The 24474-nt window shown below is 74.7% G+C and carries 20 protein-coding genes; 7 read left to right on the forward strand and 13 right to left on the reverse strand.

Features of this window, described 5'->3' with window-relative positions:
- Positions 1 to 69: 69 nt before the first annotated feature.
- Positions 70 to 993 carry an ATP-binding cassette domain-containing protein gene (locus ACIQI7_RS22615; RefSeq protein ID WP_401112780.1) on the forward strand — a complete coding sequence of 308 codons (924 nt, stop codon included), beginning with the start codon at positions 70 to 72 and terminating at the stop codon, positions 991 to 993.
- Positions 990 to 1820, forward strand: coding sequence for an ABC transporter permease subunit (locus ACIQI7_RS22620; RefSeq protein WP_401112781.1), 831 nt, complete (start codon positions 990 to 992; stop codon positions 1818 to 1820). Before ACIQI7_RS22615 ends, ACIQI7_RS22620 begins: the two co-directional genes overlap by 4 nt.
- A 13-nt stretch (positions 1821 to 1833) precedes the next feature.
- On the opposite strand, the gene ACIQI7_RS22625 is transcribed toward ACIQI7_RS22620, so the two are convergent.
- A complete protein-coding gene (locus ACIQI7_RS22625) occupies positions 1834 to 2475 on the reverse strand; it encodes a maleylpyruvate isomerase N-terminal domain-containing protein (RefSeq protein WP_401112783.1) in 642 nt (213 codons plus the stop codon).
- The gene (locus tag ACIQI7_RS22630; RefSeq protein ID WP_401112785.1) at positions 2472 to 3977 is read right to left on the reverse strand and encodes an MFS transporter; all 1506 of its coding nucleotides are present in this window, start codon (positions 3975 to 3977) and stop codon (positions 2472 to 2474) included. The genes ACIQI7_RS22625 and ACIQI7_RS22630 overlap by 4 nt, the downstream gene beginning before the upstream one ends.
- 185 nt (positions 3978 to 4162) lie before the next feature.
- Between ACIQI7_RS22630 and ACIQI7_RS22635 the strand changes: the two genes are divergently transcribed.
- On the forward strand, positions 4163 to 6229 hold the full coding sequence (locus tag ACIQI7_RS22635; protein ID WP_401112787.1) for an MDR family MFS transporter: 2067 nt from the start codon (positions 4163 to 4165) through the stop codon (positions 6227 to 6229).
- Between the two features lie 4 nt (positions 6230 to 6233).
- Here ACIQI7_RS22635 and ACIQI7_RS22640 read toward each other — a convergent pair whose 3' ends face one another.
- The 3 genes from ACIQI7_RS22640 to ACIQI7_RS22650 all read right to left on the reverse strand — a co-directional run bounded on the left by ACIQI7_RS22640 (position 6234) and on the right by ACIQI7_RS22650 (position 8937).
- Positions 6234 to 6803: a Uma2 family endonuclease gene (locus ACIQI7_RS22640; protein ID WP_401112789.1), complete on the reverse strand. Its 570-nt coding sequence runs from the start codon at positions 6801 to 6803 to the stop codon at positions 6234 to 6236.
- A 124-nt stretch (positions 6804 to 6927) separates the two neighbouring features.
- On the reverse strand, positions 6928 to 8175 hold the full coding sequence (locus ACIQI7_RS22645; RefSeq protein ID WP_401112791.1) for an MFS transporter: 1248 nt from the start codon (positions 8173 to 8175) through the stop codon (positions 6928 to 6930).
- Positions 8176 to 8268: 93 nt separating this feature from the next.
- On the reverse strand, positions 8269 to 8937 hold the full coding sequence (locus ACIQI7_RS22650; RefSeq protein ID WP_401112792.1) for a GntR family transcriptional regulator: 669 nt from the start codon (positions 8935 to 8937) through the stop codon (positions 8269 to 8271).
- Between the two features lie 205 nt (positions 8938 to 9142).
- Here ACIQI7_RS22650 and lysA point away from each other — a divergent pair, with 205 nt between their 5' ends.
- A complete protein-coding gene (gene lysA / locus ACIQI7_RS22655; RefSeq protein WP_401112909.1) occupies positions 9143 to 10582 on the forward strand; it encodes a diaminopimelate decarboxylase in 1440 nt (479 codons plus the stop codon).
- Between the two features lie 66 nt (positions 10583 to 10648).
- Positions 10649 to 11572: a LysR family transcriptional regulator gene (locus ACIQI7_RS22660; RefSeq protein WP_401112794.1), complete on the forward strand. Its 924-nt coding sequence runs from the start codon at positions 10649 to 10651 to the stop codon at positions 11570 to 11572.
- A 114-nt stretch (positions 11573 to 11686) separates the two neighbouring features.
- Here the strand turns inward: ACIQI7_RS22660 and ACIQI7_RS22665 are convergent, their stop codons facing one another.
- From ACIQI7_RS22665 to ACIQI7_RS22695, 7 genes are all read right to left on the reverse strand, one after another.
- A complete protein-coding gene (locus ACIQI7_RS22665; RefSeq protein WP_401112796.1) occupies positions 11687 to 12553 on the reverse strand; it encodes a serine hydrolase in 867 nt (288 codons plus the stop codon).
- On the reverse strand, positions 12550 to 14205 hold the full coding sequence (locus tag ACIQI7_RS22670) for an amidohydrolase family protein (RefSeq protein WP_401112798.1): 1656 nt from the start codon (positions 14203 to 14205) through the stop codon (positions 12550 to 12552). Before ACIQI7_RS22670 ends, ACIQI7_RS22665 begins: the two co-directional genes overlap by 4 nt.
- On the reverse strand, positions 14205 to 15005 hold the full coding sequence (locus tag ACIQI7_RS22675; RefSeq protein ID WP_401112800.1) for an amino acid ABC transporter ATP-binding protein: 801 nt from the start codon (positions 15003 to 15005) through the stop codon (positions 14205 to 14207). The genes ACIQI7_RS22670 and ACIQI7_RS22675 overlap by 1 nt, the downstream gene beginning before the upstream one ends.
- Positions 15002 to 16048, reverse strand: a complete 1047-nt coding sequence (locus tag ACIQI7_RS22680; protein ID WP_401112804.1) for an amino acid ABC transporter permease — start codon at positions 16046 to 16048, stop codon at positions 15002 to 15004. Before ACIQI7_RS22680 ends, ACIQI7_RS22675 begins: the two co-directional genes overlap by 4 nt.
- Positions 16049 to 16079: 31 nt before the next feature.
- Positions 16080 to 16970, reverse strand: coding sequence for an ABC transporter substrate-binding protein (locus ACIQI7_RS22685; protein ID WP_401112806.1), 891 nt, complete (start codon positions 16968 to 16970; stop codon positions 16080 to 16082).
- Between the two features lie 151 nt (positions 16971 to 17121).
- A complete protein-coding gene (locus ACIQI7_RS22690) occupies positions 17122 to 18072 on the reverse strand; it encodes a hypothetical protein (RefSeq protein ID WP_401112807.1) in 951 nt (316 codons plus the stop codon).
- 147 nt (positions 18073 to 18219) lie between these two features.
- The gene (locus tag ACIQI7_RS22695) at positions 18220 to 20979 is read right to left on the reverse strand and encodes an SdrD B-like domain-containing protein (RefSeq protein ID WP_401112809.1); all 2760 of its coding nucleotides are present in this window, start codon (positions 20977 to 20979) and stop codon (positions 18220 to 18222) included.
- Between the two features lie 382 nt (positions 20980 to 21361).
- On the opposite strand from ACIQI7_RS22695, the gene ACIQI7_RS22700 reads away from it, so the two are divergent.
- Entirely contained in the window at positions 21362 to 22330 is a 969-nt protein-coding gene (locus ACIQI7_RS22700) for an NAD-dependent epimerase/dehydratase family protein (RefSeq protein ID WP_401112811.1), read from the forward strand.
- Positions 22331 to 22614: 284 nt separating this feature from the next.
- On the opposite strand, the gene ACIQI7_RS22705 is transcribed toward ACIQI7_RS22700, so the two are convergent.
- Positions 22615 to 23652: an aldo/keto reductase gene (locus tag ACIQI7_RS22705; protein ID WP_401112911.1), complete on the reverse strand. Its 1038-nt coding sequence runs from the start codon at positions 23650 to 23652 to the stop codon at positions 22615 to 22617.
- A gap of 126 nt (positions 23653 to 23778) precedes the next feature.
- Between ACIQI7_RS22705 and ACIQI7_RS22710 the strand changes: the two genes are divergently transcribed.
- On the forward strand, positions 23779 to 24453 hold the full coding sequence (locus ACIQI7_RS22710) for a TetR/AcrR family transcriptional regulator (RefSeq protein WP_401112813.1): 675 nt from the start codon (positions 23779 to 23781) through the stop codon (positions 24451 to 24453).
- The last annotated feature ends 21 nt before the right edge of the window (positions 24454 to 24474 follow it).

Consider the following 24474-nt stretch of genomic DNA (forward strand, 5'->3'; position numbering starts at 1 on the left):
CGTGGGTGACCTGCGGTGTCGACACCGGTCCGATGCGGCCGCCCGGCTCCTCCGGGCACCGTGGGGTCCATGATCGAAGTCACCGAGCTGACGAAGCGCTACGGCCGGGGCCACCGCGTCCGCACCGCCGTTGACCGCCTCTCCTTCACCGTCCGGCCCGGCCGGGTCACCGGCTTCCTCGGCCCCAACGGCGCCGGCAAGTCCACCACCCTGCGGCTGGTCCTGGGCCTCGACTCCCCCACCGGGGGCACCGTCACCGTCGACGGGCGCCCCTTCCGCGACCGCCCCCGCGGACTGCGGCACGCCGGCGCGCTGCTCGACGCGGGCGACGCGCACGGCGGGCGCACCGGGCGGGCCCAGTTGCGGGCGCTGGCCCGCGCCAACGCGATCCCGTTCGCCCGGGTCGAGCAGGTGCTGCGGGAGGTCGGGCTGGCCGAGGCGGCCGGGCGCCGGATCCGCGGGTACTCGCTGGGCATGAGGCAGCGGCTGGGCATCGCCGGCGCGCTGCTCGGCGACCCGCCGGTGCTGCTGTTCGACGAGCCGCTGAACGGGCTGGACCCGGAGGGCGTGCTCTGGGTGCGCGGGCTGTTCCGGCGGCTCGCGGACGAGGGCCGCACGGTGTTCGTCTCCAGCCACATGATGGCGGAGATGGAGCACACCGCCGACCACCTGGTGGTGATCGGACGCGGCCGGCTGCTCGCCGACGAGAGCCTGACCGGGTTCGCCGCCCGGGCCGGCCGGGCCACCGTCACCGTCCGTGCCGCCGAACCCGACCGGCTGGCGGCCGTGTTGACGGCAGCGGGCGCGGCCGTCCGGCCCGGCCCGGACGGCGCCCTGGCGGTGAGCGGCCTGGACGCCGTCCGGATTAGCGAACTCGCCCTGGAAGAACGCCTGTTGCTGCACGCCCTGACCGACCGGGGCGCCTCCCTGGAGGAGGCGTTCATGAACCTGACCGCCGACAGCGTCGAGTACCCCGCCGGAGAGGCCCGATGAGCACCGTGACCCCGGCGTCCGCCGAACCCGCGCCCCGGTTCCGCGACCTGCTCGCCGCCGAGTGGCTCAAGTTCTGGTCGCTGCGCTCGATCCCGTGGGTGCTCGGGCTCAGCGCCCTGGCGATCGTCACCGCCAACCTCAAGTCCGCCCTGTACACCCGCGACCACTGGACGCCGGGTGACGGCGACCCGGCGGTCATGGCGCAGGTGGCGCTGAACGACGCGTTCAACCTCGCCTCCGCCGACATCCTGCTGCTGGTCGCGGGCGGCCTCGGCGCGATCGTCATCACGGGCGAGTACGCGAGCGGGCTGATCCGCACCACCCTGGCCGCCGTACCCGACCGCCGGGCGGTCCTCACCGCCAAGGCCTGCGTCCTGGCCGCCGTGCTGTTCGGCTACGGGTTGCTCACCGTCGGCGTCTCCTTCGGCGCGAGCCAGGCGATCCTGTCCGGGACCGGCATCGGACAGTCCCTCACCGATCCGACCGCGCTGCGGTACGTCGCGGCCGCGGTGCTGTTCGGCCCGGTCTGCGCGCTGGTCGGCCTCGGCCTCGGCACGCTGATCCGGCACGGCGCCGGCGCCGTGGCGGGCACCGTCGCGGTGCTGTTCTTCGTCCCGTCGCTGATCACCGAGCGCTACCGCTGGAGCGCCGACCTGCTGCACGCCCTGCCGCTGCCCGCCTGGCAGCGGCTGGCCCGGACCACCCTGGCCGGCCTGCGTCCGTCCGAGTACCCGGCCACCGTCACCGGCGCCTGGATCACCTTCGCGGTGTGGTCGCTGGCCTCGGTGGCCGTCGCGGCGGTCGCCGTCCACCGTCGGGACCACTGACCCGACCGCGGGCTCAGAACGCCGCGATGCTCCCCGGCGCCCGCTCGGCCCGGCTGAGCGCCCGCAGCACCGCCGCCCGGCCGTGCCGCCGGGCGGCCAGCCGGGTCAGCAGGCCGAACACCGACTCGGCGGCGCCCCAGGGGAGTTCGGGGCTCGGCACCCCGACACTGACCGCCAGGTCGTCGCCGTGGACGGCCAGCTCCATCGTCCGGGTGGCCAGCAGGTCGTCGAGGGTGAGCGACCACGGGCCCCAGAACGGCAGCCGCACCGGGCGGGTGCCGTCCGCCGCCGCCAGGTCGGCCGCGAGCTCCGGCAGCACGGCGGCGAGCCGGCGGTGCAGGGCGGCCGGCCCGTCCGCCGCGAGGGCGTCGCCGCCCTGCCGGATCCGCACGTTGAGGTCAGCGTCGGGCGGCGCGCCGACCCAGGCCGACCGGGCGTAGTGGTCCAGCAGACCGACCACCGGCTCCGTCGGCACGGCGGCGGCCAGCAGCTCCGGCACGCAGAAGACCTGGTAGGCCAGGTGCCCGGCCAGGCCGCCTACGCTCCACCGCTCCAGCGCGCTCGGCCGCTGCCAGGCCTGCGCCACCTCGGGGCGGCGCAGCAGGTCCTCGGCCGCGCCGGCGGCGGCCAGGAAGTCCGTTCGGGGGTCCGTCACGGCCCGTCCCCTACCCTCGGCCCGGCGGCCCGGAAACTCCCCCGGCCCGACGCCATGTCGGCGACCGCCACCAGCAGCGCCATCAGCACCAGGCCGGCCGCCACCGTCACCCCCAGCTGGAAGGCCAGCGCCCAGTCCGGGCGAGGGCCTGCGGCGTGGGCGAAGAACACCGAGCCGACGACGGCGATGCCCGCCGCCGAGCCGACCCGCTGCGCGGTCTGCAGCACCCCGCCCGCGCTGCCCGCCCGGGCCACCGGCACCTGCTGGAGGGTCAGCGTCTGGTTCGGGGCGATCACCAGTCCGCTGCCCGCCCCGGCGACCAGCAGCGGCAGCGCCGTCGTCCAGCCGACCCGGGGCCCCGACCACAGCTGCACCGCGAGCGCCGACGCCAGCAGTCCGGTCAGCACCATCACCAGCCCGGTCACCACCAGCCGCCGCCCCAGCCGGCTGACCAGGCGACCGCCCACCGCCGCGGACACCCCCGATCCCACCGCGAACGGCGTGATCGCCAGGCCCGCCGTCAGCGCCGAGTAGTGCAGGCCCGCCTGGAGGTAGAGCGTGAAGATGAAGAAGATCGCGGTGAACCCGGCGAAGTACACCAGCGACAGCAGCACCCCCGCCGCGTACGGGCGCACCGTGAACAGCGCCATGCTCACCAGCGGTTCGCGCCGCTGCCCGTAGTGCAGCTCCCAGCCGACGAAGGCGGCGAGCAGCACCGCCGCCAGCGGCAGCAGCAGCCAGCGCGTCGCGCCGTGCCACTGCTGCGCCTGGACGAACGGCAGCAGCAGCGCGACCGTCCCGGCGCCGAGCAGCAGCACGCCGACCGGGTCGAAGTCCCGGTGCCCGGCCCGCTGGGCGGCGGGCGGCGGCGCCGGGAGCAGCCGGTAGGCGATCGGCAGGGCGGCGACGCCGATCGGCAGGTTGACCAGGAACACCCAGCGCCAGCCGTCCTGCGGGCCCACCAGGTGGATCAGCAGCCCGCCGAGCAGCGGCCCGACGGCGGTGGACAGCCCGATGGTCGCGCCCAGGGCGCCGAAGGCCCGGCCGCGGTCGGGGCCCTGGAACAGCACCTGGATGAAGCCGGACACCTGCGGCACCAGCACCCCGCCGGCCGCGCCCTGGAACAACCGGGCCAGCACCAGCCACTCCTGGCTGCGGGCCGCCCCGGCGAGCGCGCTGGCCGCGGTGAACAGGGCGAGCCCGGCGAGGAAGACGGCCCGCCGGCTGCGCGCGTCGCCGAGCCGCCCGGCGGGCACCAGCACCAGGCCGAAGGCCAGCGAGTACCCGGTGATCACCCACTGCAGGCCGCTGTCGGACATGTGCAGTCCGTCCCGTACGGTCGGCAGGGCGACGTTGACGATGCTGACGTCCAGCAGGGTCATGAAGCCGGCGACCAGGCAGACCGCGAGCGCCCGCCAGCGCCGGGCGGCGGCCCGGCCGCCCACGGCGGTGGCGCCGGGGTGCGTCGGGTGCGCGGTGCCGCGCGGGGGGTCGGCGTTCATGGGGGCCTCTTCCCGGGGGCCGGGGCGTCCTGGCCCAGGGGGACCGTAGGCCGGCGTCGTCCGGCCATCGTCGCCCGGCCCACCCGGGGCCGCCACCCGGGCCGCCGACCGGGCCGCGACCGCCCGCTTCACCCGAACGGCCGAACCGGATCGCGACCGCCGTCCGCACCCCGGAGGCTGACGGCATGACCGTCGCCACCGAGACCGCGCCCTCCGCCCCGCCGGTGCTGGACGTCCGGCAGCGGAACGTCGTCTTCGCCACCATCGTGCTCGGCATGCTGCTGGCCGCCCTCGACCAGACCATCGTCGGCACCGCCCTGCCCACCATCGTCTCCGACCTCGGCGGGGCCGCCCACATGTCCTGGGTGGTGACCTCCTACCTGCTGGCCGAGACGGTGGCCACCGTGCTGGCCGGCAAGTTCGGCGACCTGTACGGGCGCAAGCTGCTGTTCCAGGTCTCGGCGATCGTCTTCGTCGGCGGCTCGTTCCTGTGCGGCCTGGCCACCGACATGACCCTGCTGATCGCCTGGCGGGCCGTGCAGGGCCTCGGCGCGGGCGGCCTGATGGTCACCTCCATGGCGCTGATCGCGGACGTCATCCCGCTGCGCGAGCGCGGCAAGTACCAGGGCGCGATCGGCGCGGTGTTCGGCGTGGCCACGGTGGTCGGGCCGCTGCTCGGCGGGCTGTTCACCGACCACCTGTCCTGGCGCTGGGCGTTCTACGTCAACGTGCCGATCGCGGTCGTGGTGGTCGCCGCGGCCGCCCGGACCATCCCCGCGGTCCGCTCGGCGACCCGCCCGGTCGTCGACTACCCGGGCATCGTGCTGGTCGCGGCCGGCGCGGGCGCGCTGATCCTGGCGACCAGTTGGGGCGGCAACCAGTACGCCTGGGGCTCCGGGGTGATCATCGGCCTGTTCGTCGGCGGCGCGCTGGCGCTCGGCCTGTTCTGCCGGGTGGAGACCCGGGCGGCCGAACCGATGCTGCCGATGCGGCTGTTCCGCAACCCGGTGTTCACGGTCTGCTCGGTGCTCAGCTTCATCGTCGGCTTCGCCATGCTCGGCGCGCTGACCTTCCTGCCGACCTTCCTCCAGTACGTGGACGGCGACTCCGCGACCGTCTCCGGCGTCCGGACGCTGCCCATGGTGATCGGGCTGCTGATCGCCTCGATCGGCAGCGGGAACGCCGTCAGCAAGACCGGACGGTACCGGCTGTTCCCGATCGTCGGCACCGCCGTGATGGCCCTCGGCCTCTACCTGCTCTCCCGGCTCGAACCCGGCACCGGCACCGCACTGGCCTCGCTCTACATGTTCGTGCTCGGCGCCGGCATCGGGCTGAGCATGCAGGTGCTCACCATCGCCGTGCAGAACACCGTCGACTACGCCGACCTCGGCACCGCCACCTCCGGCGTGACCTTCTTCCGCACCATCGGCAGCTCCTTCGGCACCGCGGTGTTCGGCACCATCTACGCCAACAGCCTGAAGACCGAGCTCACCGACGGAGTCGGCACCGCCGCCCGGCTCACCGGCGCCGACCCGGCCGTGCTCAGCCGCGCCGCCGAGAGCCCCCAGGGCCTGCACCGGCTGCCCGCCGACCAGGCCGCGCCGATCGTCCAGGCCTACTCCGACGCGCTGCACACCGTGTACCTGTGGACCATCCCGGTCGCCGTGGTCGGCTTCGTGGTGGCGCTCTTCCTCAAACAGGTGCAACTGCGCGACACCGCCCGGGCGGGCTCCACCGACATGGGCGAGGGCTTCGCCCAGCCGACCACCGCCGACTCCGACCCGCACCTGGAGTACGCGGTCTGCACGATCGTGCGCGGCGTCGACCTCGACACCGTCCGGTCGATCGTCTCCACCGCCGACACCCGGGTGGACCTCGCCGGGGCCTGGGCGCTGATGGAGGTGGCCGGCCACACCAAGGCCGTCGGCCACGCCTCGCTCGACCTCATCGCCGCCCGCAAACGGGTGCCGCCCGAGGTCCTGGAGCCGGTCTTCACCCGGCTGACCACCGAGGGCTACCTGCTCCGCGACGGCGACCGCCTCTCCCCCACCGAGGCCGGCACCCACGAGGTCCGCGCCCTCGCCCAGGCCTGGTCCGACTGGCTCAACGTCCGCCTCGACGCCGACGCCGGCCGCCCCCGCAGCCCCCGCCTCCGCGCCGCCGCCGACGCCATCGCCTGGCGCCTCCTCGTCGAGGACCTCACCAACGGCCTCCCCGCCCACGCCCGCCCGACGGAGGTGGCGAAGGTCTAGCCGGCTAGAGCCGGGTGGTGTCGAGGTCGAGGCCGAAGGGCGCCGGGAGGTGGACGGGGGTGCCGAAGGGATGCGGGCCGCTCTCGGCGGCGTAGCCGAGGCGGGTCGGCTCGCTGTACAGGGTGCAACTACGGTTCTGCCGGTCGACGAGGAGGTAGAGCGGAGCGCCGTACTGGCCGTACCGGCGGCGCTTGACGACGCGGTCGGTCTCCGCGTTGGAGGGTGAACTGACCTCGACGATCAGGAGGGTCTGATCGGGGAGCAGCGCGCCTTCGGTCTTCTCGGCGAGTTCGGCCGGCACGACGGCCAGATCCGGGATGTACCAGTTCTCGCTGCCGGGGAGGTCGAGGTCGCCGGACCCGGACACCAGGTCCAGCTGCTCCAGACGGGGAGTGATCTGGCGACGGACGATCTCGGCGGCGGACTCGTGCGCCCATGGCGAGGACATGGGGGTGATGACTCCCTCGATGATCTCGGTGCGGTCGCCCGCCGTATGCCGGCTCGCGTACTTCAGAGCCCTTTCGGGATCGCTGACGATGCTGTAGTCGCCAGGGACCCGGGGTGCTGTACTCACAACGCGTCTCCTTCCCTTCCCGATTGTCTCCCAGACCGTACGGCCGGCCGGCCGATTGACCGGGATTGGACGTGTCACGACCGTCTGTCCTCCGGGCCTGCCCCGATCGTGCCGGAGTCCGTCGTCAATGGCCGGCTTCGGCCGGGGCGGGGTGGCGGGAGGAGACGGTTATCACGGTGAGGCTGGCGAGGGCGAGGGCCGTCAGCACGCCGAGCATCACGGTGTAGGAGGCCAGCGGGGAGAGCGCCGCGAGCACGGCGGGCAGCAGGAAGCCCGAGTAGCAGAGCGCGTAGTAGACGCCGGTGATGCCGGCCAGGTCGTCGGGAGTGACGATGCGCTGGATCTCCAGCAGCCCGGAGACCACCCCGATGCCGTAGGCGGCGCCGAGGAGGACGGCGCCGGCCAGTCCGAGCAGCGGGGAGCGGACCGCCGCGTCGGCGGCGCAGACGGCCATACCGCAGGCCATCAGCGCCATGGAGACGATCACGCCGCGCGCCGAGGAGAGCGAGTCCAGGCGTTTGGCGAAGGGCTGGACGAGGGCGCCGGTACCGAGGGTGAGGACGGTCAGCAGGGTCGCGTAGGCGAGCGACCAGTCGCCGAGCCGGTCGCCGACCAGCTGCGGGGTCACCGCGTACGCGACGCCGGCCGAGCCGAACACCCACGGGGCCATCGGCAGGACCACCCGTACGAAGCGCCGGTGCCCGGCCGTCGGGACCTTGAGATCGGCCACGAGGCTGCGGACGGCGGCGGAGCGGGCCCGGGTCTCGACGGCCCTCGGGAGCAGGAACAGCGCGGGCAGGGTGACCAGCAGGTGGGCGAGGTACGGGCTGACCATCGGCCAGGGGCCCCACTGGGCGAGTACCCCGGCCACCCCCGCGCCGAGGCCGAAGCCGACGGTCAGGGCGAGGGAGGCTCGGCGGGCGCCGGCGCCGGCGTCGGCGCCCGGGTCGTGCGGGGCCTGGGAGAGCTCCTTGACCCAGCTGGTGCCGACCGCCATCGCGATGCCGACGGCTGTGCCGGTGAGGAACCGCCCGGCGTAGATGGGGAGTTGACCGGCCGTGCCGGCGCACAGCACCCCGCTGGCGGCGAGCGAGGCGGCCACCGCGCCGATCATCAGCGGGCGGCGCCCGTAGCGGTCCGAGGCGGCGCCGCCGACCAGCAGTCCGGGGACCAGCCCGAGGACGTACGCCCCCAGGAAGGCGTCCACGGTGACCTCCGAGTAGCCGCCGAGGTGGCGGTACATCAGCAGCAGCGGGGTGAACTGGTTGCCGCCCCACCCGCAGCAGAGCATGGCCAGGGCCGCGACCAGCCACGGCCGTCCCCGGCCGGACGGTGCGACGGGACCGGCAGTCGGTGGCCGGGTGGCACTCATGGCGGTGCTGCTCCTTGTCGGATGGTCGGATGGTCGGTGCCGGCGGTCCGCCCGGGGTGTGCGCCCGCGCCTCGGGTGCGCGACGGGGCGGACTCAGCGGTCGGTGACGGCGCGGTGGGCGTCCAGATGGGTGCGCAGGGCGGCGGTGAATCCCTCGGCGTCGCGGGCCGCGATCCGCTCGACGAGCACGGTGTGCTCCTCGACCAGCGAGGCCAGCCGCTGCGGCTGCCGCTCCGGCCGCACCTGGAGCAGCTGGACGGCCATCCGGCGCTGGCGGTCGCGCAGCGTCCCGTAGAACCGCTCGGCGAGCTGGTTGCCGGAGGCCGTCACGATGCCTCGGTGGAAGGCCTCGTCGGCGTCGGCGAAGGCGCCGAGGTCGGCCCGGCGGGCGGGTTCGCGCTGCTGGTCGATCAGTTCGGACAGCTGCCGGACCAGCGCGTCGAGGTCGTCGGGACGGCGGGTGATCCGGCGGACGGCGGTGCTCTCCAGCGCCTCGCGCAGCTCCAGCACGTCCTCGGCCTCGCCGGGGCCGACCGGCACCACGACGGCTCCGCGCTTGGGGAACAGCTGGAGCAGCCCCTCGGCCTGCAGCCGCAGGAAGGCCTCCCGGACCGGCGTGCGGCTGATCGCGGCGCGCTCGGCGATCTCGCCCTCGCTGATCAGCGTGCCGCCGGGGAGGCCGCCGCCGAGGATGAGGTCCTTGGTCAGTTCGTACGCGCGGTCCGCGGCCGGGACGCGGGCGGGGGGCGGGGTGTCGGCCATGGGGCACACCGTAGCACCATAGATGCAAGCTTAGATGCAACACTCGGCCCGGACCGCCCAGCCGGATGCCGGGCCGGGGCCGGGACGGGCCGGAGCAACGGTTTCGGTACTGCTCAGCGCCGGAAGAATGCGCTTTCTCAGCCCCTCCGGCAGGACCGAGGATGGGCCGGGCCACCAGCTCTGTCGGGAGGAAGCCTTGTCCCCTGTGTCGCCGTACCCCGGCCCGCCGTACCCCGGGCCGCTGCACCCCGGCCCGCCGTACCCCGGGTCGCTGCACCCCGGGTCACCGGGCCCCGAGTCGCCGCAGCCCGAGTCACCGGCCCTGCCGCCCGTCGATCCGGGCCTGCTGCCGCTCACCGCCGAGTCCCGCCCCGAGGGCCTGTCCGTCGGCGGCGTGCTGCTGGACGAGCTGGCCCGCCGGTACGGCACGCCGCTGTTCGTCTACGACGAGGAGCACCTGCGCCGGCGCTGCCGCGAGGCGGTGGCCGCCTTCGGCCGGGGCAACGTCGCCTACGCCTCCAAGGCCTTCCTGTGCACCGCGATGGCCCGCCTCGCCGCCGAGGAGGGCCTGCTGCTGGACGTCGCCTCCGGCGGCGAGCTGCGCACCGCGCTGTACGCCGGGGTCGAGCCGGACCGGATCGTGCTGCACGGCAACAACAAGGACGAGGCCGAACTGCGCACCGCGCTGACCGTCGGTCTGCGCCACATCGTGGTGGACAGCTTCGACGAGCTGGACCGGATCGAGCGGCTGCACCGCGAGGAGGGCCTGCCCCCGGCCCGGGTCCAGCTGCGGGTGGCGCCGGGCGTCGCGGCCGGCGCCCACCAGGCCATCCGGACCGGCGGCCACGACTCCAAGTTCGGCTTCGGCCTGGCCGACGGCGCCGCCGCGGCCGCGGTGCGCCGGGCCGGGGCCTCCGCCGCCGTACGGCTGGAGGGCGTCCACGCCCACGTCGGCTCCCAGGTACTGGACCCGGCCGAGCTGGCCGACGGCGCCGCCGCGGTGGCCCGGTTCGCCGTCGAGCACGGACTGCGCCGGCTGACCGTCGGCGGCGGCCTGGGCGTCGCCTACCTGGGCGGCCAGAGCGCCCCCTCCTTCGCCGTCTGGGCCGAGCGGGTCGGCGCGGCGGTGCGCGGCGCCGGCTGGAGCGGCGCGGTGGGCGTCGAGCCCGGCCGCTCGATCGCCGCCCGGGCCGGGCTGACCCTCTACCGGGTCGGCACCGTCAAGCGGATCGAGGGCGTGCGCACCTACGTCAGCGTCGACGGCGGGATGAGCGACAACCTGCGCCCCGCGCTGTACGGCGCCCGCTACGAGGCCTTCCTGCCGCGCTGCCCCGGGGCTCCCCGGCCACGGCGCGCCCGGCTGGTCGGCAAGCACTGCGAGAGCGGCGACGTGATCATCGACGACGCCGCGCTCCCCGCCGACCTGCGGGTGGGCGACCTGCTGGCCACCCCGGTGACCGGCGCCTACGGCTACGCCATGGCGTCCAACTACAACAAGCTGCCGCGGCCCGCCGTGGTCTTCGTCCGGGACGGCGAGGCCCGCCCGGTCGTGCGCCGGGAGACCGAGCACGACCTGCTCCGGCTGGACGTGGCCGCCGCCGGCGCCGGGGAGCCGGCGGCCGCGCAGCGGGCTTACGCGTCCTGAGGCCCCTGCGGTGGAGCGGCGTCGCGAACCCCGCCGGGGCCACGACACAGGCCGTAACCTGGGCCGATGCTGAACAGCGCCCGACTGCTCGTCCTCCTGGAGATCGCCCGCCGGGGCACCATCGTGGCCGCGGCGCAGGCGCTGCACCTGAGCCCGTCCGCCATCTCGCACCAACTCGCCCGTCTGGAGCAGGAGCTGGGTGTCGCGCTGGTGGAACGGGCGCCGCAGTCCCTGCGCCTGACGCCCGCGGGGATCCGGCTGGCCGAGCACGCCCAGGCGATCGCCGACCTGATGGCCGTCGCCCAGGACGACCTGCGGGCGCACGCCCAGGGTGCGGCCGGCGTGCTGCGGATCGGCTTCTTCGCCTCCGCGGGGCTGGACCTGCTGCCCCGGGCGCTGGCCTCGTTCGCCGCCGGGAACCCGCAGGTGGAGCTGGAGCTCATCATGGGCCAGCCGCACGAACTCGTCCCGGACCTGGAGGCGGGCCGGCTGGACGCGGCCGTGGTCTTCGAGCACCCGCTGGACCCGTGGTGCCGCCGGGCGGCGGTGGACGTGCGGATGTACTTCGAGGAGCCGCAGCTGGTCGTGGTGCCGCTTCGGCACCGGCTCGGGCGGCGCTCGGTGGTGCGGCTGGCCGAGCTGGAGGGCGAGAGCTGGATCGGCACCCACGGCGGCAGCACCGGTGAGCCGGTGCTCGAACGCGCCTGCGCGGCCGAGGGGTTCCGCCCCCGGGTGCGCTGCCGCAGCGACCACTACCAGGTGACCATCAACCTCGCGCGGGCCGGCATGGGCGTCGCGCTGATCCCGGCGCTCGGCCTGGCCGACAGCGCCGGGGTGCACGTGTGCCGACTGGACCACCCGCAGCTGCACCGCCGGATCGGGGTGGCCACCCGGGCCACCAACCGCAACCCGGTGCTGCGCGCCTTCCTCGCCGAACTCGGCGCCGCGGCCGGGGAGATCAGGTCGCTGCTCGACATGCGGTGGGCCTGATCCCCCCGGCTCGGCTCCTTCCCCGCTCGCGCCCCGCCCGGCCCGAGGGACCCGCCCGGCCCGTGGCCGGCCGGTCCGAGGGCCCGGTCCGGACCGGCTCCCGGCGGCGACCGGTCAGTCCCGGGCGGGCCGCTGCGCCCAGGCCGCGAGGGCCAGGCCGACGTCCCGGATGGCGTGCACGGCGGCCCGTTCGGTGCTCGGCCCGAGCGCCACGTCCCAGTGCGCGACGACCGCGTAGGCCACCCGCCGGGCGCCCACGACGACGCCCGCGTCGGCCCGCACCCCGGTGTCCGTCCCGGTCTTGTTGGCCACCAGCAGGCGGCCGGGCAGCGGCTCGGGGAAGCCGGGCGCGTACGGGTCGTGGTCGATCAGGGCGGGTACCAGGCCGTGGTCGGTGTTGGCGCGCATCCAGCCGAGCAGCCGGGCCGAGGCCGCCGGGGAGGCCATGGTGCCCCGGACCGCGAGGGCCACCAGGCGGGCCAGGCCGCGGGCGGTGCCGGTGGCGAAGACCGGCGGGACGTCGGGCCCGCGCTCGTCGCGCACCCGGTCGTGCAGGGTGAGCCGGTCCAGGCCGAGCCCGGCCGCCAGCCGCGCGGTGGCCGGCAGGCCGACCAGCCGCAGCAGCGCGTTGGTGGCGGTGTTGTCGCTGACCGCGGCGGTCAGCCAGGCCAGGTCCTCCACCGTCCAGCCGGGGCGGCTCAGCCGGCCGAGCAGGCCGGTGCCGCCGGTGACGTCCTCGGGGAGGATCTCCACCGGCTGCCCGGCCGTCAGTTCTCCGGTGTCCAGCCGGCGGGCGACCTCGGCCAGCAGCAGCAGCTTGGAGGCGCTGGCGACGGGCAGCACGACGGTGTCGTCCACCCCGACCGCGCCGCCGACCGCTTCGCCTCCGTCAGGGGCGTCCACGTCGACGGCGGCCACCGCGAGGGTCAGCGGGAGCGCCGCCGAGCTGCGCGCGGCGGCGGCGACCTGGGCGAGGCTCATCGGACCCGCACCACCTCTCCGGCCCGGTCGGCGGTCGGCCGGCCGTCGCGCACCGCGACCCGCCCGGCCACCACCACGGTCTCCACGCCCACCGGCGGCAGCAGCGGCTGCTCGAAGGTCGCGCCGTCCAGGACCGCCGCCGGGTCCAGCACCACCAGGTCCGCGACGGCGCCGTCCCGGACCACGCCGCGCCCGGCCAGCCGGAAGCGCTCGGCGGGCAGACCGGTCATCTTGCGCACCGCCGACTCCAGCGACAGCAGCCCGTGCCCACGCCCGTAGTGGCCGAGCACCCGGGCGAAGCTGCCCGCCCAACGGGGGTGCGGGCGGCCGGGTTTGGGCACCCCGTCCGAGCCGATCATCGACAGCGGACTGGCCAGCACCCGGCGGACGTCGTCCTCGCGCATCGAGTGGCTGATGATGGTGACCTCCCCCCGCGCCTCCAGCAGCAGGTCGCAGACGTAGTCCACCGGGTCGGTACCGGCCTCGGCGGCCAGGTCGGCGATCCGGCGGCCCTCGACCGCGCGGCGGGCCGGGGCGGCGGCCACCGAGATCAGGTCCCAGCCGCCGTTGCCGACGGTGTTCTCCCAGCCCTCGACGCCGTGGGCGATGTCCGCCCGGATCCGGTCCCGCACCTCCCGGCCGCGCAGCCGCTCCAGCAGGGCGGCCGGCCCGCCCTCGCTGGTCCACGGCGGCAGCATCGCGTGCAGCACCGTGCTGCCGGCGGTGTACGGGTAGACGTCGCAGAGCACGTCCACGCCCTCGGCCCGGGCCCGTTCCAGGCGCGGCAGGGTGCGCAGGGTGGCACCCCAGGCGTGCCGCCCGGCGGTCTTGTGGTGGGAGACCTGGAGCGCGGCGCCGGAGCGCGCCGCGATCTCCAGCGCCTCCTCCAGGGCCTTCTCCACCTGGGACATCTCGTCGCGCAGGTGCGTCACGTACGGCTTGCCGTGCCGCGCGGCGACCTTCGCCAGGGCCACGATCTCCTCGGTGCCGGCGTAGACCCCGGGCGGGTAGATCAGGCCGGTGGAGAGTCCGGCCGCGCCCTGGGCCAGCGCCCGGTCGAGCAGCCCGCACATGGCGGCCAGCTCCTCGGCGGTGGGCGGGCGGTCCTCGAAGCCCATCACCCCGGCGCGCAGCGTGCCGTGGCCGACCAGCGAGGCGATGTGGTTGCGGCGCAGTTCGGGCCGCTGGCCGGCGGCGAAGGCGTCGAAGTCCTCGGCGGGCAGCACCGGCCCGAGGCCGAAGGAGACCCGCAGGTGCCCGGCCAGTTCGGGCAGCCGCCCGGGCAGCGCGGGGAACAGGCTGATCCCGCAGTTGCCGCTGATCTCGGTGGTGACGCCCTGGAGCAGCGGGGCGAGCCGCAATTCGTCCAGGGCGTCGTCGTCGGGATGGCCGCCGCCGAAGCGGGCGGCGAGCGCGTCCGAGTGGGTGTGGACGTCGATGAAGCCGGGGGTGACGACCCGTCCGGTGACGTCCAGGGTCTCGGTCGCGGCCACCGCGGTGCCCGGTGGCAGGACGGTGACCCGGCCGGCGGTGACGGCGAGGTCGGCCGGGCGGGCGGGCGCCCCGGTGCCGTCCACCAGGGCGGCGCCGCGCAGCAGCAGGTCGGCCGGGGTCGTGGTCACGTCCGCTCCCATCAGTCCCATGGTTCCCATCAGAGCACCGTCGAGAGGAAGGCCCGGGTGCGGTCGTGCCGCGGGGCGGTGAAGAACTCGGCCGGGCGGCCCGCCTCCACGACGGCGCCCCGGTCCATGAACACGACCCGGTCGGCGACCTCGCGGGCGAACCCCATCTCGTGGGTGACGACGATCATCGTCATGCCGCTGCGGGCGAGGTCGCGCATCACCCCGAGCACCTCGCCGACCAGCTCCGGGTCGAGCGCGGAGGTGGGCTCGTCGAAGAGCATCAGGGTCGGTTCCATGGCCAGCGCCCGGGCGATCGCCACCCGCTGCTGCTGACCGCCGGAGAGCTGGCCCGGGTAGTGGTCGGCGCGGTCGGCCAGGCCGACCCGGGCGAGCAGTTCGCGGGCCTGCCGCTCGGCCTCCGCACGCGGGCGGCCCTTGACCGCGACCGGGCCCTCCATCACGTTCTGCAGCGCGGTGCGGTGCGGGAAGAGGTGGAAGCGCTGGAAGACCATGCCGATCCGCTCGCGCTGGTGGCGGATGTCGCGCGGCCGGCGCTCGCGCAGCCCGCTGCCGGAAGCGCCGTGCGGCTCGTAGCCGACGAGTTCGCCGTCCACCTCGATCCGCCCGGCGTCGATCTTCTCCAGGTGGTTGAAGCAGCGCAGCAGGGTGGACTTTCCGGAGCCGGAGGGGCCGATCACGCAGAGCACCTCCCCCGCCCGGACCTCCAGGTCGATGCCGCGCAGCACCTCCAGGTCCCCGAAGTGCTTGCGCACCCTCCGGGCCGACAGGACCACCTCGGCGGCCGGCTTCTCCAGGTCCGCGCTCTTCACTCGCCCTCCCCCTTCCGTACGCGCTTGCGCGCTCCGCCGCGCCCCGGGCGCAGGTTGGCCAGTACCCGGCGGTGCAGCGCCGGCGGGGCGCCGGCCGGGTTGAACTTCCGTTCCACCGCGTGCTGGGCGACGCTCGCGATCGTGGTGAGCACCAGGTACCAGACGGACGCGACGATCAGCAGCGCGATCACCTCGAAGTTGGCGAGGTAGAGGTGCTGCGAGACGGTCATCAGGTCGGCGCCGGCGATGACCGAGACCAGCGAGGTGGTCTTCAGCATCGAGATGAACTGGTTGCCGAACGGCGGGATGATCACCCGCATCGCCTGCGGCAGCACCACCCGGGTGAGGATCTGCCGGTTGGACATGCCCAGCGAGGCGCCCGCCTCGCGCTGCCCGGGGTCGACGCTCTGGATGCCGGCCCGGACGATCTCGGACATGTAGGCGCCCTCGTTGATCGACAGGCCGAGCAGTGCCGCCACGAAGCCGGTGATCAGGGTGTTGGACTGCCAGCTGACCAGCTTGGGCCCGTCGAACGGGATGCCGATGCTGATCTCCGGGAAGAGCAGCGCCAGGTTGAACCAGAAGATCAGCTGGACCAGCAGCGGGGTACCGCGGAAGAACCAGGTGTACGCCCCGGCGGTGGTCCGCAGCACCGGGCTGTCGGACAGCTGCATCACCGCGGCCACCACGCCGATGACGATGCCCACCACCTGGGAGATCAGGGTAAGTTGGACCGTCACCCAGAGCCCTTCCAGGATCACGCCGTCGAACTGGTACCTGGCGACGATGTCCCAGTGCAGGTTGGGGTTGACGATGACGGTCCAGGCCAGCCAGACGGCGGTGAAGGCGGCCGCCAGCACGGCGAACCAGCGCGCCGGGCGGGGCCGGCCGGTCACCTCGAAGGCCAGGTCGTCCTCGGCGGCCGCCGCCACGGCGGCCTCCGGGCCGGCGGGCTTCAGGAGGTCGGCGGGCTTCAGGGGGTCGGCGGGCTTCAGGAGGTCGGCGGGCTTCAGGGGGTCGGCGGGCTTCGCGGGGTCTCTCATGTCGGTGCTCATCTCGTCGGTGCCGCCGTTCTCACTGCGCCGCGTTGACGGTGGCGCGCTCCACCGCGCTGCCGCCGACCTGGTAGGTGTCCAGGACCTTGCGGTACTCGCCGCTCTCGATCAGCTCCTGGAGCGCCTTCCGCACCGCGTCGCGCAGCCCGGAGTCCTTCTTCGCCACCGCGATGCCCCACGGCGCCGTCCCGTACTGCTCCGGCAGCACCTCGTAGGAGCCGCTGTTCCGCACGAACATCTGCGCCACCGGGTAGTCCACGATCGTGGCCACCGCCCGCTCGCTGTCCAGCTGGAGCAGTCCGGTCGGGGCGTCCTCGCTCTGCGAGATCACCATCTTGGTGGCGCACTGGGCGTTCTGCTGCTCGCCGATCTCCAGGTTGGAGCTGCCCTTGGCGAGGACGACCCTCCTGCCGCAGAGGTCGTCGAGGGACTTGATGCCCTCCGGGTTGCCCTTCTTCGTCATGATCACCCCGCCGGTGCGGAAGTAGTCGACGAAGTCGACGGCCTGGCGGCGCTGCGCGCTGTCCGTCATGGAGGACATCACCAGGTCGTAGCGGCCGGCCTGGAGGCCGGGGATCAGGCCGTCGAAGGAGGAGTTGGAGAGCTCCAGCCTCAGCCCGAGCCTCCCGGCGAGGGCGGCGGCGAGGTCCGGGTCGACCCCGGTCAGCTCGGTGGTCCCGGTCTTGTACATCTCCATCGGCGGGTAGCCGACGGAGGTGGCCACCCTGAGCACGCCGCTCTGCCTGTTCTTCGCCGGGAGCAGCTCGGCGGCGCTCTTCCCGGAGTCCTGCCCGGCGTGCGCCGCGCCGGCGGCCGTGGCGCCGCCCTGGTCGGAGCGCCCGCAGGCGGTGGCGGCCAGGACGACCAGGGACAGTGCGGCCAGACAGCGCAGGGAACGGGGGCGGTTCATCGGCTACTCCCTCGGGCGGTGACGGTGCGCCGATGCTGGCAGCCGAGTCCGGGTGAACGGAAGATGATGAAGCTATTGCTGCCTCACCAACGATTTTCGTACGGCTGACCGCGCTGTCCTGCGGGCTTGCGGCAGGGCCGGGTCAGCAGGCTCAGCCGGTGAGCCACGGGGCCTCGGGCAGCTTGGCGTCCGGCTGCCGTCCGGTGAACTCGACGGTGGTCGGGGTGCCCAGTCCGGGCATCCGCATCGTCACCCGGCGCAGTCCGCCGTCGCCGTCGACCCAGTAGGTGAGCGGCGAGCGGGCCCCGTCGGGCGCGGCGCCCTGGGCGCGCGGCCCGGCGATGCGGTCGTAGCTCCGGCCGTCGATCCGGTCCCGGCCCAGCCAGCGGGCCCCGGACTGGCCGAGCAGCAGCGGGTTGTCGGGGCGGTCCGCGCCGAGTTGGACCAGCAGGTTCAACCCGGCGTCCAGCGGGTCCGCCGTGTAGCCGCGCGGTGACCAGCCCTGGCGCGGGATGTGCTCGGCCTGCTGCCAGGCCGGGGCGTCGGGGGCGGCACTGGAGGCGCTGCCGGTACCGGGGCCGCCGGTGCCGGAGGCGGCGGTGCCGGCGGACGGCTCGGGGGCCAGCCCGAGGCCGCCGGTGTCCCAGACGATCAGGCCGTGGTCCAGCGGTCCGCTCGCGCCGGTGGTCCGGTAGCGGCCCACACCGCGGTGGTTGCGGTAGTCGACGACTCCCTCGACCCGGATGCTCACGCCGCCGCCCTCGTCGGCCGTGACCGCCACCGCCACCGGGCTGGCCTGGTAGAGGTTCAGGCGGGACAGGGCGAGCCGCCCCGCCTCGTCGGTGGTCACCGGGCGTTCGGCGGCCTCGTCGGAGACCGTCCGGTAGACGGCCAGGCCGCCCGCCGCGGTGCCGCACACCACGACCGCGACCAGCGCCTTGAGCCAGCCGGACCGCCGGGGCCAGCGCCCGCCGGTCTCCGCCTTGCGGGACCCACCGCCGGCCTGCGCCTTGAGCGGCACGTCCGAGGCCTTCGCCTTGCGCGGGACGTCCGCGGCCTTCGCCGTACGGGGCGCACCGTCGGCCTTCGTCTTGCGGGGCATACGGCCCGCTCCCTCTCCTCGGTCGGACACGACAGTCGGGCGGGCCCGGGGACCAGAGGTCCCACGAACCCGCCCGATCGGGCCCGGTACGGGTCTCCCCGCACCGGGCCCCACGACGGGCGCCCCGATTCCGGGCGCCCGTCAGGGTCAGCCGCGCTGGGCGGCCTTGCGCCTACGGACCACCAGCACCATGGCGGTGCCGAGGACGATCAGCGCCGCCGCGCTGGTCAGCGCGATCGGCATCCCCTCGCCCGCACCGGTGTTGGGCAGGTGCCCGGGTGCGGGGGGCTGCGGTGCGGGCGGCACCGGAGCCGCCGACGTCGGCGCCGGGGTCGGCGTCACGGTCGGGGTCGGGGTGGGTGTCGGCGTCGGCGTCGGCGTCGGGATCAGCTTGTTGACGGCCGTCACCTCCACACCGGCGTCGAGGTTCGCCGAGGTCAGCTTCAGCGGGCCGAAGACGGTGACCTCCGGCGCCGCGTAGCCGTCCGGCGGGCTCAGCTCCTGCCAGTAGTACGAGCCGGGTACACCCGTGCCCTGGCAGATGCCGTCGGCCCCGGTCGTGCAGGGGGCGCCGACCTTGGCGTCCGGCTTGTCGCCGGTCGACTGGAGCCCGTCGGTCCCGTTGGTCTCGTGCCACAACTGGAACTTGGCGCCGGCCAGCGGCTTGCCGTCCTGGTCGTGCTTGACCAGGCGCAGCGCGCCCTCCTGCTGGCGGAAGCCGAAGTCGTAGGTGTGGTCGTTCTCGCCGGGGCCGCCGGTGGTCAGCGCCCGCTCCGGGTACCTGCCGTCCTTCGGGACGACGCCCTTGGAGTCGACGAAGTGGTTGTCACCGACGTCGTGGGCGGTCGGCACCCACTGGAAGAGCGGGCCGTCCTTGGCGTAGTCCGCCGGGTTGTCCAGCTTGATCGTGTACTTGGTCCGCGGCTTGAGGCCGCCCTCGACGTTGCTGTCGTCGAAGTAGTACTCGCCGCGCTTTGTCGTCCTGGTCGTCCCGACGAGCTTCCCCGCCGCGTCGTACAGGTGGACGGTGGCACCCGGCACCGGGCGCTGGCCCGGCAGTTGGAGGCCGCTGCGCTCGGGGTCGTACCAGACCCGGTTGCCGATCTGGAGCGGCGCCTGGTCGCAGAGGACCTCCAGGTCGCCCATCGCGGCGCCCTTGCCGAACGGCGGGGCGCCCGGGGCCGTGTTGAGCCGCACGCCGCCGTCCGCCTTGCCGTTGCGCTTCTGGAAGGCGCTGCCGTAGCCGTAGGCCCGGCTGTCGCTGTCGTAGCCCGAGGCCACGATGGAGTCCTCGACCTTCGAGAACGCCATCCCGGCGTTGGCGGGGTTGTTGTGGCCGATCCGGGCGTTGTCGAAGAACCGCTGGCCCCGGGCCGTGGAACCGCAGCCCAGGTTGGTGTCCAGCACGTAGGTGCCGTTCGCCAGGCAGGCCTTGAGGAGGTCACCGCCGGGCAGGACCTTGGCCATCACGTTGCCCGTCGGGCTGGCCGCCGACTGGTCTCCGAAGCGGTCCCGGAAGGCGAGCAGCATCGAGCCGTCCGTCTCGAACGCGATCTCGGCCACCGCCGGCTCGGGGTTGGCCAGGTAGCTGTCCGCGCAGGCCTGGCCGTTCTGGGTGGTCGGGAAGGTGTCCTGCCACGGGAACCAGCCGGTGCCCGGGCACGGCCCGCCGACCGTGGTGCCGCGCGGGTAGTCGAGCGGCTGGTTCAGCACCGCCGGCTTGAAGGCGCCGGTGGCCAGGTCGAACGGCAGCACCACGGCCCGCAGGTCGGCGGCCTTGCCGGTGGACTCGCCCGAGCAGACGCCGCCGAGGAAGCCGGTGCCGTCCTGGATGCCGAGGCCGTACGGACGCCAGTCCCGCGGGGCCGGGCAGCCCGGGTCCGGGATGGCGTAGGCGGCCTTGGGCTCGGCCGCCGTCGCCGCGGTGGCGTCGTACCGGTAGAGCTTGCGGTCGTGGAGGTTGACGACGAACAGGTCCTTGCCGTCGTCGGTGATCTTGATGCCGCCGAGGCTCTCCTTTCCGACCGCGGCCAGGAAGCCGTCGTCGTTGCCCGGGCCGTGCGGGGTGGTGCCCGCGTCCGGGACGGTGGTGAACAGCGTGGTCTTCTTCGTGTCCCAGTCGGTGACGTAGACGCCGCCGGGGCCGCCGGGGCCGTAGGCGGTCGTCCGCTTGGCCTGGGCCGAGGAGAACACCCGCCGGTCGGCCTTGTTCCAGGCGATGCCGTAGAGGTTCCCGGTCTGCCCGGCCGTGGCCACGTCGGTCAGGGTGAAGCCCGTGCCGGCCGTCCCCCGGGACTGGTACGGGAAGGACACCAGCGTGTGCTGGGCGTCGCCGTCCCCGGGCGGGTTCTGACAGGTCGACACCAGCGGCGCGTTCTTCTGGCAGTAGTCACCCGGGCTCCACAGCCCCGTGGTGAGTTCGACCTTCTTGCCGCCGGAGAGGTCGACGAACTCCTCGTTGGAGCTCAGCTGGTTGGGCGCGCCGTCCAGGCCCTGGCGCGAGGCGAAGGCCGGGTGGAGCACGCCCGGCTTCGGGTTCACCACCTGCACCCGGTACTTGCCGCCGGTCAGCTTGCTCGTGGCCGGCGACAGCGTCAGCGTGCCGTCGGCCGCCGTGGTGCCCTCGACGGCCACCCCGGCGTCGTCGGTGAGCGTCACCCGCACGCCCGCCATGGTCGATTCCAGCCCGGGCGACCACACCCCGTCGGTGTCCACGGCCCGGATCACCCGGACCGTCACCGTCCCGTCGCCGGCCGCCGGGAAGGCCGCGGGGGCCGCCGCCAACGCGCCGGCGCCGATCACCACGGCCAGGGCCGCCGCACCGGCCACGGTGCGACCGGCCCCGCCGTGTCGCCGACGGTCCGGGCCGCGCGCGCCACCGGCCGTTCGTTCAGTCGTCGTCGTCATCCCTGCTCTCATTGTTCAGTTGGGCCTTCCGCCCGACCTCGTGAGGGAGTTCGTGAGCGGCGAAAAACCGCCATTGTTAACGGGAGCTTAAAGGGCCTTCACACAAGTTCGCCGGGAAACAAGGAACTTTGACGGCACATCAGGCGTTGCGAGGCCGTCACGGTTCCGCTTCCCGCCCCGCCGCCGGGCGGCCGACCAGCGGCGATCGGGCCCACCGCGCTCCACCAGGGCCGACGGCCGCCGTTCGACGTCGTCCGCCGTCGAACACGGTTCCCCCCGGAACCGTACACACCGCACACGGACTCACGCACCCCACCCACAACTCGGGCAACAATCCGGCGCCGGTTGGCACCGGCACCGGGCGGGCTGGCACGATGTTCTGATGCGCATTCTGGTCATGGGCGGCACCCGCTTCATCGGTCTCCACTTCGCCGAGGCGGCGCTGGCCGCCGGGCACGACGTCACGGTGCTGCACCGGGGCCGGTCCGGCGCCGGGCTGCTCCCGGACGCCACCCACCTGATCGCCGACCGCGACGCCGACCTGTCCGTGCTGCGCGGCCGCAGCTGGGACGCCACCGTCGACGTCTGCGCCTACTTCCCGCGCCAGGTCAGGGAGTTGGCGGCCGCCCTCGACCCCGGCAGCGCCGGGCGCTACCTGCTGGTCTCGTCACTCGCGGTGTACGACGTCCCGGCCGCCCCCGGCTACGCCGAGGACTCCCCGTTGCTGCCCGCCGACGGACCGGAGGCCGAGGAGGTCACCGCCGGGAGCTACGGCGTCCTCAAGGTCCAGTGCGAGCGCGCCGCCCGGGAGGCCTTCGGCCCGGGGGCGCTGCTGATCCGCCCGACGTACGTGATCGGCCCCCACGACTACACCCACCGCTTCGACTACTGGGTGGAACGCCTCGCCCGGGGCGGCGAGGTGCTCGCCCCCGGCCGGCCGGACGCGCCGGTGCAGGTGGTCGACGCCCGCGACCTCGCCGCCTGGATGCTCGCCCTGCTGGAGCGCGGCGCCTCCGGCGCGTACCACGCCGCCACTCCCCCGCCGTTCGGCCTGGGCGACCTGCTCGACGCCGTCGCCTCGGCGGTCGCCCCGCCCGGCACCGCTCTCACCTGGGTGGACGAGGAGTTCCTCCGCGCGGCCGGGGTCACGGAACAGGCGCTCCCGCTCTGGCCGGCCGCCCCGGAGACCCGCGCCACCAGCACCGCCGATCCGGCCGCCGCCCTCGCCACCGGCCTGGCCCTGCGCCCGGTGGCCGACACCGCCCGGGACGTCCAGCCGTTCCCGCCCGTACCGGGCACCCTCGACCCCGCCCGGGAGGCCGCGCTCCTCGCCGCCTGGCACCGCCGCTAGGGGCCGTCCTCGAACTCGCGTCCGCGGGGCGGTGGCAGCCGGTCCGCCCCCGGCCCGGACCTCTCCCGGGCCGGGGCCCCCGCCGACGCGCCCGCCCGCCCGCGGCGCCGTCGCCCGGTCGGAGTCCCGGCCGCGACGGCCGGGCCGCGGGCGGCTGCCATGGCAGAGGGCCTGCTCAGCCTTGCGACCCTTGCCCACCCCGGCGAGACGCGCCGATCCGGTCTCACCGCGCGCGGCCGGGAGCGCTGCGAGGTGACGGTGCGCAGTGTCCCCCGAGCGGGACCTCAGCCGGCCAGCGGCGGGTTCAGCCGGGCGAAGGCCTCCTGTCGGCGGTAGGGGAAGTACGGGTACGGCGCGGTGCGGGCGCTGGCCGCGTCCAGCCGGGCCACCTGCTCCTCCGTCAGGGACCAGCCGACCGCGCCGAGGTTCTGGCGCAGCTGCTCCTCGTTGCGGGCGCCGATGATGACCGAGGAGACGGTCGGGCGGCGCAGCAGCCAGTTGATCGCCACCTGGGGGACGGTGCGGCCGGTCTCGGCGGCGATCCCGTCCAGCGCCTCGACCACCCGGTACAGCAGTTCGTCCTCCACCGGCGGGCCGTAGTCCGCGGTGTCGTGCAGCCGGCTGCCGGCCGGGAGCGGCTGCCCCCGGCGGATCCTCCCGGTCAGCCGGCCCCAGCCGAGCGGGCTCCAGACCAGGGCGCCGACGCCCTCCTCCCGGGCGAGCGGCATCAGCTCCCACTCGTAGTCGCGGCCGACGAGGGAGTAGTAGACCTGGTGCGCGGCGTACCGGGGGCGGCCGTGCCGGTCGGCGAGGGCGAGGGACTTCATCAGCTGCCAGCCGGAGAAGTTGGAGACGCCGGTGTAGCGGATCTTGCCGGCCCGGACCAGGTCCTCCAGGGTGGCGAGCACCTCCTCGATCGGGGTGCCGGCGTCGTAGGCGTGCAGCTGGAAGAGGTCCAGGTAGTCGGTGCCGAGGCGGCGCAGCGCGTCGTCCACGCTCCGGACGAGCCGGGCGCGGGAGGTGCCGGCGTCCTGCGGGCCGTCGCCGGTGGGCAGTCCGGCCTTGGTGGAGATCAGCACCTGGTCGCGGCGGCCGCGGACGGCCTGGCCGAGCACCTCCTCGGAGGCGCCGTCGGAGTAGACGTCGGCGGTGTCGAAGAGGGTGACCCCGGCGTCGATGGCGATGTCGAGCAGTCGGCGGGCCTCCTGGACGTCGGTGGTGCCCCAGGCACCGAACAACGGGCCGCGGCCGCCGAAGGTGCCGGTGCCGAGGCTGAGTGCGGGCACCTTGAGGCCGGACGCGCCGAGGCGGCGGTACTCCATGTCGTGGGTGCCGGTGGTGTCGGTCATGACGGTTCTCCCCTCGAAGCCCCTAATGGGACTCCCGTTCCGTTAGGATGCCTCGAACCTAGCAGACTCCAGCCTCCTAATGGAACAGGAATCCCGTTAATGGTCGAGCCGTCCCCTCCGACGCCGTCGTCCGAGCCGACGACCCCCGGGCCTTCGACGCCCGATCCGACGACGCCCGGCACGGTCCGCCCCGGCGGCCGGACCGCCCGGGTGCGCGCCGCCGTCCTGCGCGCCGCCGAGGACGCCCTGGTCGAGCACGGCTTCAGCGGCCTCGACCTCGGCGACATCGCCCAGCGCGCCGAGGTCGGCCGCACCACCGTCTACCGCCGCTGGGGCAGCACCACCGCGCTGGTCGCGGAGTTGCTCGCGGACATGGCCGAACAGTCGCTGCCGCGCACCGACAGCGGCTCACTCGCCGGGGACCTGCGGGCCAACGCCCGGCTCGTCCAGCAGACCCTGGCCGACCCCCGGCAGGGCGCGCTGTTCCGCGCCGTCATCGTGGCGGCGACCTGCGACCCGGACGCGGCCGAGGCGCTGCGGCACTTCTACCGGCGCCGGGTCGAGGAGTGGGCGCCGTGCGTCACCGCGGCCGTCGAACGCGGCGAACTCCCCTCGGACACCGACGGGTTCGAGGTCGTCCGGGCGGTCTCGGCGCCGCTCTACTACCGGATGCTCACCACCGCGGAACCGCTGGACGAGGCGGCCGCCGACCGCGCGGCGGAGGCCGCCGTCGCGGCGGCCCGGGCCGGGGCGTACCGGCGCCGGGGAGCCTGACCGCACGGCCGGCGAGAACGC

It is taken from the genome of Kitasatospora sp. NPDC092039 (assembly GCF_044756065.1).
In the GTDB taxonomy this organism is placed as follows: domain Bacteria; phylum Actinomycetota; class Actinomycetes; order Streptomycetales; family Streptomycetaceae; genus Kitasatospora.

What these genes read in the sequence shown, in the direction of transcription:
- ACIQI7_RS22615 (WP_401112780.1), top strand. Translation starts at nt 70, where the DNA reads ATGATCGAAGTCACCGAGCTGACGAAGCGCTACGGCCGGGGCCACCGC.
- ACIQI7_RS22620 (WP_401112781.1), top strand. Translation starts at nt 990, where the DNA reads ATGAGCACCGTGACCCCGGCGTCCGCCGAACCCGCGCCCCGGTTCCGC.
- ACIQI7_RS22630 (WP_401112785.1), bottom strand. Translation starts at nt 3,977, where the DNA reads ATGAACGCCGACCCCCCGCGCGGCACCGCGCACCCGACGCACCCCGGC.
- ACIQI7_RS22635 (WP_401112787.1), top strand. Translation starts at nt 4,163, where the DNA reads ATGACCGTCGCCACCGAGACCGCGCCCTCCGCCCCGCCGGTGCTGGAC.
- ACIQI7_RS22645 (WP_401112791.1), bottom strand. Translation starts at nt 8,175, where the DNA reads ATGAGTGCCACCCGGCCACCGACTGCCGGTCCCGTCGCACCGTCCGGC.
- ACIQI7_RS22650 (WP_401112792.1), bottom strand. Translation starts at nt 8,937, where the DNA reads ATGGCCGACACCCCGCCCCCCGCCCGCGTCCCGGCCGCGGACCGCGCG.
- ACIQI7_RS22660 (WP_401112794.1), top strand. Translation starts at nt 10,649, where the DNA reads ATGCTGAACAGCGCCCGACTGCTCGTCCTCCTGGAGATCGCCCGCCGG.
- ACIQI7_RS22665 (WP_401112796.1), bottom strand. Translation starts at nt 12,553, where the DNA reads ATGAGCCTCGCCCAGGTCGCCGCCGCCGCGCGCAGCTCGGCGGCGCTC.
- ACIQI7_RS22670 (WP_401112798.1), bottom strand. Translation starts at nt 14,205, where the DNA reads ATGGGAACCATGGGACTGATGGGAGCGGACGTGACCACGACCCCGGCC.
- ACIQI7_RS22680 (WP_401112804.1), bottom strand. Translation starts at nt 16,048, where the DNA reads ATGAGAGACCCCGCGAAGCCCGCCGACCCCCTGAAGCCCGCCGACCTC.
- ACIQI7_RS22685 (WP_401112806.1), bottom strand. Translation starts at nt 16,970, where the DNA reads ATGAACCGCCCCCGTTCCCTGCGCTGTCTGGCCGCACTGTCCCTGGTC.
- ACIQI7_RS22690 (WP_401112807.1), bottom strand. Translation starts at nt 18,072, where the DNA reads ATGCCCCGCAAGACGAAGGCCGACGGTGCGCCCCGTACGGCGAAGGCC.
- ACIQI7_RS22695 (WP_401112809.1), bottom strand. Translation starts at nt 20,979, where the DNA reads ATGACGACGACGACTGAACGAACGGCCGGTGGCGCGCGCGGCCCGGAC.
- ACIQI7_RS22700 (WP_401112811.1), top strand. Translation starts at nt 21,362, where the DNA reads ATGCGCATTCTGGTCATGGGCGGCACCCGCTTCATCGGTCTCCACTTC.
- ACIQI7_RS22705 (WP_401112911.1), bottom strand. Translation starts at nt 23,652, where the DNA reads ATGGAGTACCGCCGCCTCGGCGCGTCCGGCCTCAAGGTGCCCGCACTC.
- ACIQI7_RS22710 (WP_401112813.1), top strand. Translation starts at nt 23,779, where the DNA reads ATGGTCGAGCCGTCCCCTCCGACGCCGTCGTCCGAGCCGACGACCCCC.